The sequence below is a fragment of the Capnocytophaga cynodegmi genome, from assembly GCF_002302475.1.
Lineage (GTDB): Bacteria > Bacteroidota > Bacteroidia > Flavobacteriales > Flavobacteriaceae > Capnocytophaga > Capnocytophaga cynodegmi.
On record NZ_CP022378.1, the window covers coordinates 2,046,172 to 2,060,258 of the forward strand.

The 14,087-nt window shown below is 34.7% G+C and carries 11 protein-coding genes; 7 read left to right on the top strand and 4 right to left on the bottom strand.

From position 1 onward, the window contains the following. Positions 1-18 precede the first annotated feature (18 nt). Positions 19-1,983, top strand: a complete 1,965-nt coding sequence (locus tag CGC48_RS09115; protein WP_098029326.1) for an OmpA family protein — start codon at positions 19-21, stop codon at positions 1,981-1,983. 54 nt (positions 1,984-2,037) lie between these two features. Here CGC48_RS09115 and CGC48_RS09120 read toward each other — a convergent pair whose 3' ends face one another. Continuing rightward, positions 2,038-2,856, bottom strand: coding sequence for a nicotinic acid mononucleotide adenyltransferase (locus CGC48_RS09120; RefSeq protein WP_098029327.1), 819 nt, complete (start codon positions 2,854-2,856; stop codon positions 2,038-2,040). A 170-nt stretch (positions 2,857-3,026) separates the two neighbouring features. Here CGC48_RS09120 and CGC48_RS09125 point away from each other — a divergent pair, with 170 nt between their 5' ends. Next, positions 3,027-4,652, top strand: coding sequence for a S8 family peptidase (locus CGC48_RS09125; protein ID WP_198537136.1), 1,626 nt, complete (start codon positions 3,027-3,029; stop codon positions 4,650-4,652). Between the two features lie 67 nt (positions 4,653-4,719). Here the strand turns inward: CGC48_RS09125 and purH are convergent, their stop codons facing one another. Further along, complete coding sequence (gene purH / locus CGC48_RS09130; protein WP_098029328.1) at positions 4,720-6,252, bottom strand: bifunctional phosphoribosylaminoimidazolecarboxamide formyltransferase/IMP cyclohydrolase; 1,533 nt, start codon at positions 6,250-6,252, stop codon at positions 4,720-4,722. Positions 6,253-6,324: 72 nt separating this feature from the next. Here purH and CGC48_RS09135 point away from each other — a divergent pair, with 72 nt between their 5' ends. Continuing rightward, entirely contained in the window at positions 6,325-7,569 is a 1,245-nt protein-coding gene (locus CGC48_RS09135; protein WP_098029329.1) for an ABC transporter permease, read from the top strand. A gap of 28 nt (positions 7,570-7,597) precedes the next feature. Here the strand turns inward: CGC48_RS09135 and CGC48_RS09140 are convergent, their stop codons facing one another. Then, the gene (locus CGC48_RS09140; protein ID WP_082020276.1) at positions 7,598-8,212 is read right to left on the bottom strand and encodes a response regulator transcription factor; all 615 of its coding nucleotides are present in this window, start codon (positions 8,210-8,212) and stop codon (positions 7,598-7,600) included. A 6-nt stretch (positions 8,213-8,218) separates the two neighbouring features. Beyond that, positions 8,219-10,129 (bottom strand): sensor histidine kinase, encoded by a 1,911-nt coding sequence (locus CGC48_RS09145; protein ID WP_157909899.1) that lies wholly within the window; start codon positions 10,127-10,129, stop codon positions 8,219-8,221. Between the two features lie 266 nt (positions 10,130-10,395). Between CGC48_RS09145 and CGC48_RS09150 the strand changes: the two genes are divergently transcribed. The 4 genes from CGC48_RS09150 (at position 10,396) to CGC48_RS11860 (ending at position 13,967) form a co-directional block, all read left to right on the top strand. Next, on the top strand, positions 10,396-11,475 hold the full coding sequence (locus CGC48_RS09150; protein WP_098029331.1) for a lipocalin family protein: 1,080 nt from the start codon (positions 10,396-10,398) through the stop codon (positions 11,473-11,475). Positions 11,476-11,657: 182 nt separating this feature from the next. After that, positions 11,658-12,686, top strand: coding sequence for a TolB family protein (locus tag CGC48_RS09155; protein ID WP_098029332.1), 1,029 nt, complete (start codon positions 11,658-11,660; stop codon positions 12,684-12,686). Between the two features lie 162 nt (positions 12,687-12,848). Further along, entirely contained in the window at positions 12,849-13,178 is a 330-nt protein-coding gene (locus CGC48_RS11855; RefSeq protein ID WP_232780489.1) for a hypothetical protein, read from the top strand. 189 nt (positions 13,179-13,367) lie between these two features. Further along, complete coding sequence (locus tag CGC48_RS11860; protein ID WP_232780490.1) at positions 13,368-13,967, top strand: TolB family protein; 600 nt, start codon at positions 13,368-13,370, stop codon at positions 13,965-13,967. Positions 13,968-14,087: the final 120 nt, after the last annotated feature.

The following is a 14,087-nucleotide window of genomic DNA, read 5'->3' on the forward strand; positions in this document are numbered from 1 at the left end:
AATTTTATCATTAAAGAAATGAAAATGAGGAATTACAAAATGTACATACTTGCAATAGCGTTGTTTAGCAATGTTTTGTTGGTTTTTTCACAAGAAAAACAAATGCAAAAAGCCAATGAGATGTACAAAAGTTACGCTTATATAGATGCAATCAAAATCTATGAAAATATTGCAAAAAAAGGGTTTGTAAACCAAGAGTTACTTGAAAGGCTTGGGAATTCATATTATTTCAATGCTGAGTACGATAAAGCTTCTACTTGGTATGAGAAACTTTTCGAAAACAAGGAATATAAGGTACAGCCAGAATATTATTATAGGTATGCATTGTCGTTGAAATCATTGGGGAAATATGCTGAGTCAGACCAAATGATGAGTAAGTTTGTAGAAATTACAGGAGCAGATGATACACGTGCCATATTGTTTGAGGAACACAAAGATTATAGAGAGGAAATAAAGGAGAATTCCAATCGATTAGAGCTACTTCAAACAGGAGTAAACACAGAACATTCTGAATATGGAACCGCTTTTTATGGTGATAAAGTAATTTTCGCTGCGAGTAATACAAGTTTGATTAAACCTGTTTCAAAATGGACAGGAGAGAGTTTCTATGATTTGTATGAGGCAAACCGTGATAGTATTAGTTTATCAAAAAAGACACTTTTTTCATCAAAAATCAATACAAAATTCAATGAATCCACAGCTGTATTTACAAAAGATGGTAAAACAGTTTATTTTACCCGAAATAATTATGTGAATAAAAAAGTAAGAATGGATTCAGAAAATACCATCCTACTTAAAATATTACGAGCTACCAAAGATGATAGAGGAAATTGGGGAAATATTGTTGAGATGCCATTTAATAGCAATACTTATAGTGTAGCTCATCCGGCATTGAGCCCAGATGAAAAATATTTGTATTTTGCTTCTGATATGCCAGGAACTTTGGGTAGTTCTGATATATTTCGAGTAGAAATATTAAAGAATGGTTACGGGAAGCCTGAAAATCTTGGGAATATTATTAATACAAGCGGAAGAGAATCTTTCCCTTTTATTTCAAAAGATAATGTATTGTATTATTCCTCAGATGGTTACCCAGGATTGGGAGGATTAGATATCTTTGCCACGAAATTATATGATAATGGAACTACTTCAAGGGTTATAAACATTGGTGAACCAGGTAATAGCGTAGATGATGATTTTTGTTTTGTGATAGATAAAGAATCAAAAGTAGGTTTTCTAACTTCTAATCGTACAGGAGGAAAAGGAAAAGATGATATTTACGGATTTTATGAGCGTATTCCTTTGAATTTCACTTGTAACAAGATTCTGAAAGGAGTAGTTAAAAATTCGGAAACTATGGAAATTATTTCAGGAGCCACAGTTTCTTTGTCTGGTAAAAAAATGGATTTGTTAAAAACAGAAGCCAGTGATCCAGCAGGAGGATTTGCCTTTGGAGAAGAATTTATAAATTGCCAGGATTCACATTTCTATCTGAAAGGAGAAAAAGAAGGATATGAAACGGCAGAGGTGAAAGTGGAAATGAAAGGCAAAGGAAAAGAAATTCATTATGAAATCCTGCTAAAACCAAGAGTTATAAAAGTAACAGAAGGAGACGATTTAGCGAAAGTATTCAAGATAGAAAACATCTATTTTGATTTTGATAAATCAAATATTCGTTATGATGCATCAGTACAATTAGCAAAAATCTTGGAGGTTATGAAAGAATATCCAAATATGAAAATAGATGTTCGCTCGCATACAGATAGTAGAGGTTCAGATAGTTATAACTTGGCTTTGTCTGATAGGAGAGCAAAATCAACTGTTAAATGGATTATTGATAATGGCATTGATGCTAGTAGAATAACAGGAAAAGGTTACGGAGAAACACAACTTACCAACCATTGCTCTAATGGAGTGAAATGTACACCTGAAGAACATCAAGCCAACCGAAGAAGTGAGTTTATAATTATAAGTTTAGAATAGCGGAAAATTTATAATTAAAAAAGGGAATCGTTTTAAACGATTCCCTTTTTATTTTTACTCTTTTAATTTTTTGTAAACGATATTTTGTACTCCTCGAAAACGATATGTTGTTCGCGAATTTATGTGATAAAGCTCAATTTCAGAATCGTTCAAAATGCGAATTTCAAAACTTTCTGTCTCATTTCTGTAATTCAGATCTAATATTTTTACGTTGTTTGTATTTCGTATGTTTTCAATGTTGTATAATCCTCTGAAAAGTGGTGTTATATGATTTGGGTGTTCTGAAGTTTCAAAAAAGTAATCTCCGTTTAGACTGTAGAACTTAATGAAATTCTCATTATCAAATGGGTTTGCCGCACCTTCTCGGCTGGTATATGTTTTCTCCCAGAAGTTGTATTCTTGCAAAAAATAACGCATATTTTCAAAGAACAATTGATCGTAGTTGAAGTCACGTTTGTAATAGCCTTCCAATCTGTAAACCGAATTCGAGTCTACATCGTATAAATCAATTTGATTTGGGGAAACTTGTACAATTTTAAAACGATAAGAACCATCTCTATCGTGATGAAATGTTAGGTGCATATCAGTAGTAAAGAAGTTTCCTATTACACGTCCGTAACCCCTTCCGATGCTTCCAATTCCTACTAAGTTGTTGTTAGCCAGTATAGTATTCCTGTCAAAAGTTATGGTAAAGGCTTTCTGTAAAAAAGGAATTCGTTCACTGCCACGTGTAGCATCAACATTTACAAACCACAAATCATAGGAATGTAAAAAATCATACAATGTAAGTCTATCATTATCATATTCATCACGAACAGAACAGCTATTCAAAAATAATATAATAATAAAACCAAAAAATAATAATCGTTTCATAATCAGTTATTTAAGTAATTATAGAAATCTCATCGTTGTACTATAATCAATAGTTGTGCCATTTTTATAAAAGGCAGGAATAAAAACGTGTTCTTCTTTTGTGCTTTATTTAAATTTATTTACCTTTGCACCAGTTGTTTTTTAGATTAAATCGTATAAATATATTACAAATGAATATTAGAAAACCATTTTTATTAGCATTTTCAGGAGCGATATTGGTAGGGTGTGCCAGTCCTTTATCAAAAATTGCATCAGCAAGTCCAGATGTAGTGCCAGATATGTTGCCAAAACAAACAGAAAAAATTTCTGATGATCAATTAAAAGTTTGGCCTCATAAAGATCTTACTTCTTTTCCAGGTATTGGATTATCAGGAGCTTATGAGTTGTTGAAAGGCATTAAAACAAGTAATAAAGTTGTTGTAGGAGTAATTGACTCAGGGATTGATATCAATCACGAAGATTTGAAGAATGTTATTTGGGTGAATCCTAATGAAATTCCTAACAATAACATTGATGATGATAAAAATGGTTATGTAGATGATATTCACGGCTGGAATTTCTTGGGGGACATTAACCAAGAAAATATGGAGCTTACTCGTATTTATAAATCGGGAGATAAAAGCAATCCTGATTATCAGAGAGCTAAAACTGAATATGAAAAACAATATGAGGAAGCTTTCGCAGAAAAAGAATACTTTGAACAACTCAATCAAATGGTGTTGTCCGCGGACGATATTTTGAAAAAGGAGCTTAAGAAAGATAAATACACATCTGATGATGTGGCTAAAATTCAAACTACTGATAATATGTTAGCTCAGTATGTTGAGTTTATGCAACAACTCCTTGAACGTGTGGGAGATTCTGAAGCTATCAAAGAGGAGTTAAAAGGAGCTCTTAACCATTATTCAACAAAATTAAATTATTATTTGAATCTAGAATTTAGTCCTCGTAAGGATATTCTTAAAGATGATGAGAATGACTTCAGTAAGATAGGATACGGAAATAATAATGTGATAGGTCCTGATTTGGAGGGGTCGCTACACGGTACTCACGTGGCTGGTATTATTGGTGCTCAACGTGCAAATAATGTGGGAATGGACGGAGTTGCAGATAACATTGCCATTATGGCTATAAGAGCTGTTCCTGATGGTGATGAGTACGATAAGGATATCGCTTTAGCAATTCGTTATGCGGTTGATAACGGAGCAAAGGTAATTAACACAAGTTTCGGAAAAGGATTTTCTCCTCATAAGGATAAAGTTTATGAAGCTATCAGATATGCAGCATCAAAAGATGTGTTGATTGTGAACGCAGCGGGGAATGATAGTAAAGATATTGACGTAGAGCAAACATATCCAAATGATGAGGTAGAATTGAAAGAAATTTCAGATAACTTCCTTACTGTAGGGGCTTTGAACTATGAATTTAATGATAAGTTGATTGCTTCGTTTTCAAACTATGGAAAAAGAAATGTAGACGTGTTTGCTCCAGGAGTAAAAATTTGGGCTACTGCTCCAAGTAATAGTTATAAATTTTTGCAAGGAACATCAATGGCTTCTCCTGAAGTGGCAGGTTTGGCTGCATTAATTCGTTCTTATTTCCCAAATTTGACCGCTTCACAGGTGAAAAAAGTGATTATGCAATCAGGGGTTACTCCTAAACTTCAGGTATATGTGGGAGAAACTGAAGATAGAAAGAAAGTAGATTTTTCGGAATTGTCTTCTGCAGGAACTATGGTAAATGCACGTAATGCGGTTATCTTAGCAGCTAAAATGAGTCAAGGAAAGAAAAAATAAAAATACATTTAGAAATAAAAAAAGCCCGACTTCAATCGGGCTTTTTTTTATATATTTTGTGAAAAAATTAATGCTTGAAATGTCGTGTTCCTGTAACTACCATAGTCATATTATGCTCGTTACAATAATCAATCGTCAATTGATCTTTGATAGAACCACCGGGTTGAATAACTGATGTAATTCCTGCTTTATCTGCTATTTCTACACAGTCAGGAAAAGGGAAGAAAGCATCACTTGCCATAACAGCATTACTTAGGTCAAATTCAAAAGATTGAGCCTTTTCAATAGCTTGTCGCAAAGCGTCAACACGGCTTGTTTGCCCAGTTCCACTTGCTAAAAGTTGCTTGTTTTTGGCTAAAACAATTGTGTTTGATTTGGTATGTTTACAAATTTTTGAAGCAAAAAATAAGTCCTCAAGAGCTTCTTCATTTGGTTTTTGGTTTGTAACGTACTTGATGTCTTCTGCAGTATCTGTTTTTAAATCTTTATCTTGAACCAAATAACCATTCAAACAGCTTCGAATTGAAGTTTCAGGTAAATTGATGTTCTTTTGAGTTAAAATGATACGATTTTTCTTTTCTTTTAGTATTTCCAAAGCCTCATCGCTATAGGTTGGAGCGATAATTACTTCAAAAAATAAAGAATTAATGTCACTGGCTGTAGCTGAATCAATTTTTGTGTTTGACACCAAAATTCCACCAAAGGCAGAAACGGGATCTCCCGCTAAAGCCGCTGCATACGCTTCCTGAATATTTTTTCGTGTAGCTACTCCACAAGCGTTGTTGTGTTTTAGAATAGCAAATGTAGGGTCGTCGTGCTTAAATTCCGAAATAAGATTTATAGCAGCATCGACATCTAATAGGTTATTATACGAAAGTTCTTTTCCGTGTAATTTTTCAAATAAATTGTCGAAATTTCCATAGAAATATCCTTTTTGATGTGGATTTTCCCCGTATCGGAGTATCTGACCTTTATTTTCACTGATTTTCAATGTAGTTATTTCTTCCGTTTGGTTGAAATAATTGAAAATAGCTGTATCATAGTGAGAAGAAACTTGAAATGCTTTAGCCGCAAAATTTTTACGTTGTTCTAAAGTGGTCTTTCCTTGAGAATTCACTAAAATATCAAGTAAATCAGGATATTGCTCTACAGAAGAAACACATAAAACGTCTTTGAAGTTTTTGGCTGCGGCACGTATTAAGGAAATTCCTCCAATATCAATCTTTTCAATGATATCGCTTTCTATGGCTCCACTGGCTACAGTTTTTTCAAATGGATACAAGTCCACAATTACGATATCTAATTGAGGGATAGCGTATTGTATCATTTCTGAAACATCGCTGTCGTTGTCTTGTCTGTTCAAAATTCCTCCGAAAATTTTTGGGTGTAAGGTTTTTACTCGTCCACCAAAAATGGAAGGATACTCGGTAACAGTTTCCACAGGAATAACATCGACTCCTAAGTTTTTGATGAAAGATTCAGTTCCTCCTGTTGAGTAGATAGTAATTCCTAAGCTATTCATTTTATGAATAATAGGTTTCAATCCTGTTTTATCAAAAACAGAAATTAAAGCAGATTTGGCTTGTTTTGTGAGTTTCATTAGAAAAATATCTTATATTTGGCTACAAAAATAAAGTTTTTTGACGGATAATAAAACCTATTGATTAAAATTATGTTTATATATCTGCAATTGTTAAAAGAGAGTTTCAACTTCGCACTGAAGTCGTTACGAGATAATAAACTTCGTACATTTTTATCACTTTTGGGTGTTACAGTAGGAATTTTTTCGATTATTTCAGTGTTGTCGGCAGTTGATTCTTTAAATAGAAATATACAAGAAAATCTTTCAGGGTTGGACAAAAATTCTATGTACGTATCAAAGTTTTCGTTTGGTCCTACCGATGTTCCTCGTTGGCAACGGCTTAATTTTCCGCAGGTTACATATCAAGAGTATGAGTTTTTGAAAAAAGAAATTCCCAATGTGGAAGCTATATCTTATGTAATTTTTGGAGTAAGTTCTTCTATAAAATACGAAGGAAAAACTATTGAAAATGTTCCTGCAAGTGCTGCTACTTCAGAGATTGTTGATATTGAAGATATTAAAGTTGAATACGGACGCTTGATGAGTGAGTCCGAATCAAATGTGGGAACACCAGTTATCGTCTTAGGACATCAGATTGCTAAACAACTTTTTGAAGATGAATATCCTTTAGGTAAAGAGGTGCGTTATTTTGGGAAGAAAATGAAGGTAATTGGCGTTCTTAAAAAATATGGACCAATGTCGGAAAGTGATGATAAGGTATTTATATTATCAACATTTGTACGAAGTTTTATGAATACAGGAACACAAGGAGTTCCCAGCGGAATTGCCATAAAGCCTAAAAAAGGAGTTAATATGCAAGAATTTGAAGATGTTCTTGTACAGCGTTTTAGAAGATACAGAGGCTTAAAGACTGAAGAGATTAATAACTTTTTCATTAATAAAATGTCCACCTTTACAGATATGATTGACCAAACTATAGGTATGATGAATTTGGTTGGGTGGATTATTGGTGGATTTTCGATTTTGGTTGGTGGCTTTGGGATTGCTAATATAATGTTTGTCAGCGTTCGGGAAAGAACAAATCTTATCGGGATACAGAAATCATTGGGGGCAAAAAAGCATTTTATATTGTTTCAGTTTTTGTTTGAAGCTGTACTTTTAGCCTTGATTGGCGGACTTTTAGGTCTACTCTTTGTATGGCTCGGAACTTCGATTGCTTCACAAATGATAGAAGAATTTGAGTTTATACTTTCTTTGAAAAATATTGTTATTGGTCTTGGAGTTTCATTTGTAGTTGGCTTAGTTTCAGGGATTATTCCCGCGTTGAGTGCAGCAAGATTAGACCCTGTTGAAGCCATACGCACAGGACAATAATACTGATTGTTCAAATTCTTATGAATGATTAAACGAGTCCTTTTGCTTTTTGTAGTAGATTTACCGTTTTATTTACATTGAATTTTTGCATCAAGTTTTTGCGATGTGAATCTACTGTTAATGGGCTAATATTCATTTTGTCAGCTATCTGTGCAGAAGAAAGCCCTTCGGAAAGATATTTTAAGACCTCTCTTTCACGTCGTGTAATAATGGGAATTTCTTCGGAATTGCTTTCAGAAGGCATTAAAAGATTAATAATTTGTTTACTTAAATAACTATTTCCATCGTAAATTTGAAGTATAGCTTCTTCAATTTCAGCCATTGGACTGCTTTTAAGCAAATAGCCTGAAGCTCCGTCATTTATCATCTGTTGAATAACGAAAGGGTCGTCAATATTACTAAGTCCCAAAATTTTTATATTGGGGTAGTTCTGCTTGATGTTAAAGCATATTTCAGAAGCTTTTCCGTCAGGAAGATTAATGTCAAGCAGTAGAACATCAGTGATAACATTTTTTAAAACTTCGTCAAGTTGTTTGATATTTGATGCTGTAGCTACAACTTCCATCAACGGATGTGTAGTGATGAAGCTTTGTAGTCCCTCATTAATTATAGGGTGGTCGTCGCATATAATAATTCGTATCATAATTATTTATATTTTACATTCTATATTTATGGTAGTTCCAATTCCTTCTTCCGAGTAAATTTCCATTTTTCCTCCAAGATAATTTACACGAGCTTCGATATTGTTTAGTCCCATATTTCTTGAAATACTTTTGGGATCGAAACCTTTTCCGTTGTCCTCGACTTCTATAAGAAGGAGATTGTCTTTAAATGTGGCTTGTAGTTGTATTTCAGAGGCTTGGGAGTGTTTTACGGCATTTGTTAACAATTCTTGTACAATTCGGTAAACGGATAATTGCCATTTTTTGTCTTGTAGATCTGAAAGCCCGTTTGTGTAGATTTTAATATTATGTTTTTCATTTTGTAAGGATTGGCAAAAATCGGATATAGCAGTTTGTAAACCATACTTTTGCAGAGCTGAAGGGTCTAAATTGTGGGCAGTGTTTCTCAGCTCAACAATTGCGATATCTAATTGTTTTACAATTTTTTGTAATTCTTCTTTTTTCTCATAATTTTGAGACAATATTTCCACATTCATTTTTATTCCTGTGATGCGTCCGCCCAATCCGTCGTGTAACTCACGTGCCAATCGATTACGTTCCTGTTGCTCACCTTCCATCAGAGCGTGTGTAATTTCAATTTCTTGCTGTTGTTTGCGTAACAAGAAATCTTTTTTAGTACGTTTACGATTTACATTCCAAGCATATAAAACCCAAGCAGTTATAACTCCGAAAAGAGAAATTCCCCCATAAAGCAGGATTTGATTTAATTTGTTTTTGTTTTCCAGTTGTATGATGGCTTTTTCCTTTTCAGCAGTACGATATTGCATCTCCATATCGGCAAACATTTTTTTTCTGTTTTCTTCCATTAGGCTGTCTTTCAGAATGTCGTGTTTTATCATCAAATCGTAAGCGTTGTTGTGATTGCCAAGTCTGGCTTCCAGATTAGCAAGGTCATAAATTAATCGTATTTGATTCTTTTTGATGGTTTTATTTATGGAGGTTTTTAGGAGTTTTTGTGTTATTTGTTTTGCTTCATCAAATCGGTTTAACATTTTAAGAATGCGAACTTTTTCATATTCTAAAGAATTTTGGTCCCACGGAATATTATTTTTTGAAGTAAATTTAAGTCCTATATCTATACTTTCAAGAGCTTCCTCTGTTTTTCCGATAGTAGCCAAATAACGAGCTTCATTTAGATAAACAAATCCAGTAAGTTTACTTTTGGGATATTGCCTCCAGAGCGAAACGGTTTTATTGTATAAATCAGACATATATTCTTTATCTTTCTTTTCCAAATATACATCGAACATATTCAAGTAAGTCCACAGAAGAGCCTCATTTTCTTTGTCTTCTTTTTGAGCCTGATCCAAAGATTTCTGATAGTATTCCAAAGCCCTGTCATATTCCTTATTGTTGCCCAAAATCATACCGACATCTGTAAAATATCCCATCAGAAGGTCAGAATCACCAGATTTTTCAGCAAAAGGAATGCAATATTCCAACGTAATATTCAGAAGATTATATTCTCGGTCGTTGTATTGCTCTAAAACTCCGTAATTGTGCCACAGCCTTGCACGATACCGATAAGCCTCTTCCGTAGTGTACCATTTTAAATAATCATTGGCTTTTTGGTAAAGTTTTTGACTTTTTTGATGGTCATAATCAAAGTAAATACCTGCTTTATTGAAGTAGTAAATTCCTTCCAAATAAGGTTCTCCTTCTGCTAATTGGAATGCTTCCTCCCGAAGTGTTTTGAGAGCTTGTGTAGTGTCAGTTTCCGATAAAATATTCGCAAGTTCCATTAGTATATAGAACTTTTCTCTGTTAGATGAGGCTTCATTTACTGCTTGACGTAACCTTTCCACCCTTTGAGCTTTCAACATTGAAAAACTCAGAGTGACTACAGCTAAAATTAGTATTTTGAAATACTTAAACAAAGTTATTGATGATTTTTTACGGCATAAATATAGTAATAAAAAATAGAAATAGAAGAAAAAAAGTAAATTAGTGTAAAAAATACCTAAAAAAGGGGATTGACATACAAATTCCCGATTACTAATTTTGTATTATAAAAAAGATAACAAAAGAAAATTACTTGATGAACTACCTCATTTGTGTTGAATCACGCTGTGAAAGTGCTGATGTTGAGGTTAAAAACAAATCGTTTTTTGAAATTAGAAAAAGAACTTAAAAATTACAAACAATGAAAAACTTAAAAAGACTTAATCAGAAAATTAAATTACTTTTGGTTATGGTTTGCTTTGCTTCGTGTGGGAAAGAAAGCGAAGCAAGTGAACCTTTTCAAGGTGTTTGGAATCTTAAAGCCATCGTTCAAAATGGGCAGGTGGTTGATGTTACAAGACCTGAATTGCCGTGTTTTAAAAATTCTAAACTTACCGTAGGGGCAACAAACTTTGAATTATTTTTCTCTGCTTTGAAGTCGCAAAATTCCACGGATTGTGATAGTTCTACCGAATCAGGAACTTGGACGAAACGTAACGGAAAATATTTCATCTCTCAAAATGGGCAAGAAATAGAGTTTCCTATACAATTTAGTGATAACAACACTACTTTGCAGTTCACTTATGGAACAGGGGCTGGAGCTTTTGATATGGTTTTCAAGAAAGAAGGAAGTTCTTCGGGAGATACTAATACTGGAACTAACGCTACCAAGCCTGGAACGGGCGTTTATGCAGGTATTTGGTTTATCGGTTCAAGTAGATATGACCTTGCTATCTACCTTCGAGATGACGGAACATACACCGAAGGACTTCGCAAGAGCGATTGGAAAACTCGAGTTGACGGAAACTACACCATTCAAGGTAATAAACTTACCACTACGAGTAAATCAGGTGAGAAATCGTACTATGAATATATGGACAACTATAGCTATATGTTAGCTGATGGAGCCTATTTTATGTTCAAAGTAGAATTTGTCAATCAGATTCCGCCCAGTGGCTACAAGTTTCAAAATATTGCAGTGCTTGATGCTGCAGGTAATTTTTCAGCTTCAGGGGTGAGTGGCTATCTGTATTTTGATGGTAATGGTAAGTTCTCCAATGATAAAAGTGCTTTCACTCAAACCTCGGGAAGTGGCATAGGAAGTGGCAGCTATTCAGGGCAAAAATACGTCGGAACGTACACCATTTCCGACGGAAATCTAACTCTCCGATACAGTAACGGCACGACTTCTACACATAGTTTCTTCTACGGGAGACCTTCTACAAAAGGAGATGACGCTACCATCGTGGTAGATGGATACACCTATTTCCAAAAAGAATAAACAAGGAATAAGTAAAAAATCAAGAATTTAAAGTTAAAATTATTTGATTCACCACTCTTAGCGAAGTCTATGGGTGATGAGAGGGAGCTTCGACTTCAATCAGTTCGATAATAGAAAGTGAAAGGTTTTGATAATCAAATAATAAGAACTTCAAAATCGTAAAAAATAAATTTAAGAATAATATGAAAAAGATGTACGTGATGTTATTCTACATATTCAGTCTGTTAATAGCTTCGTGCAGTAAAGATGATGGGGGAGAAGGAAATACTTCGGCAAGTCATCTTTCAGGAACGATACATTGGCAATTTGCAGGTAAAGTAGGTAAATACACACTTTTTAACGGAAATTATAATAAATCAGTATTTCTGATAGGTTCAAGTTCTACTAAAAAAGGATTTGATGTGTCGTGGGACGGAAAGAAATATATGATTGCATCAGAAACTTGGGATTCAGATGTACAGCGTTTTGTACTTCGTGATATGGGAGAAAAAATGGCAAAAGTTGATGATGACAGAAATCTTATTAATGTAACCATCGAGTGGGATAAAATTGGAGATACACAACCTATCATTGCTCCCAACGAACAATATTTTGCACTTGAGCCACAACGTTGGGCAAAGATGCCAATCGTTATTGTTAATGCCAAAGGTAGAATAGTACGCGAATGGACAGACCCTAAGGAAGCGTTGGATTATCACGAAAAACCCGTATGGGACGCTCAAAACGTGTTGTATTTTCGCATTGGCAATAGTGTTTGGAAGTGTGCCCCCGACGGAGAATATGCTGATGCTCAGCAAATCATTTCCAATATTAAAGGCGGAAGTTATTTGGCAGTAAGTCCTGATGGTTCAAAGTTTGTTTTTCGTAAAGATTATTTCTTATGGATGTGCAATTCAGACGGAAGCGATATGCGACAAATTACTACTTATGATATTTCTAGAAAGAAAAACTACAAGGGAGATGCTCGTCCAGCATTTTCACCCGATGGCAAACATATTGTTTTTACCACAACTGGAACCACGGGAGCTGGGTGGACAGATGCTGATTTGGATATAAACGTAACAGGCAGTCGTTTCGGGTATTTGTGCATTATTCCTGCAGACGGAAAATTACGAAATCTTGATGAGAAGAACAATGGAGCCATCTATTTGAAGAATCCTGAAGGTGCTGCAGGTATTCCTTGCGATGGTCATTTAGTTTGGAGACCTTAAAGCGCAAGGAAGAAACAAGTTTTCAAGAACCAAGTAACAAGAAATTTAAGCAGTAAAATCATTTAATTTGTCACGTTGAGCGAGTTGGTGAGTAAGAAAAAGGCTTCGACTTCGCTCATCCTGACAAGAAGAGTAAAAGTTTAACTATAAAAATTGATAAATATGAAAAAGATATTAATAATATTTACAAGTCTTTTATGTACATTGGTGTATAGTTCTTGTTCTAAAGAGGACAATGGAGGAGGTGGGGCATCGTCATTAAATAATTTGCCCGGAACATTATACATCGAATTTGCTACTGATGGCATTCGTTCGTACGATTTTAAAACAGGAAAGCTCTTTAAAGTGACCAAAACGGACAGAGGACCAGGAGTTACAGGTTATGATTTCTCCTACGGAAGCAAAGAAATAGCATTGTCGATAGGTACAAGCCGTACTTTTGACTCCTATCAAGATAAGCAAACTTTTATAATGAGACCTTTTGAGGGATAATATACGTGGTACAGTACGATTTCCGACCCCAATGGAATACCTTCCAACGGTAATGTCTTTAGTTTCAAATATCAATATAATGGTATTAGCCCCGAAGGAGAATTCTATCGCGAAGCCCCAATACGGGTTTCTCCCAATAAAAGATACGTTGCTGTAGATGGCAACTATTGGGAAGACAGAGGAGTACTTTTGTTAGACACACAGACAGGGAAACTTTTAGCTGAGTTTTATACCTCTAAAGCGGATTTAGAGTACCAATCTACACCAGTTTGGACGCTTAACAATGAGCTATTTTTTGCTATCAGAGGGGTGCTGTATCGCTGGAGAGAAGATTATGGAACACAAGTAGAGCAGGTTTTGAACATCAATAATGGTAATAGGGCGAGTTATGTGGCTGTAAATCCGCAGGGAACACGAGTTGCTTTCCGATACAAAAATCATTTGTGGATACAGAATATTGACGGAAGTGGATTGCAACAGATTACCACCAGTCCGCCATCAGGAAGTTCTAAAGCCGACGGAGAGTATCAGCCTGTATTTTCACCCGATGGGAAGTATATCGCCTTTGTAGGTTCACCTACAATCGGTCGGATGTGGACAGATTATGACCCTTTGCAACCACGTTTGCCTCACGTTACTGTAGTTGGCGGAGCGTATGGATATGTATTTATCATTCCTGATAATAACAAACTCTATGATTTGAAAGACCCCACCAGCGGAGCCATAATGATTAAAGACAATTATGGTTATTCTGTGGCAGGTTATTTCAGTAATATGATTTGGAGATAGAAAAAGACTTTGACTTCCCTTTCTTTGATAGAAACAAACAATCTGAGGCATCACATTACAAACAGAAACATTACATAATGGTATCTTTTAGAAAGTAACTTTAATGCATAAATATGAAAA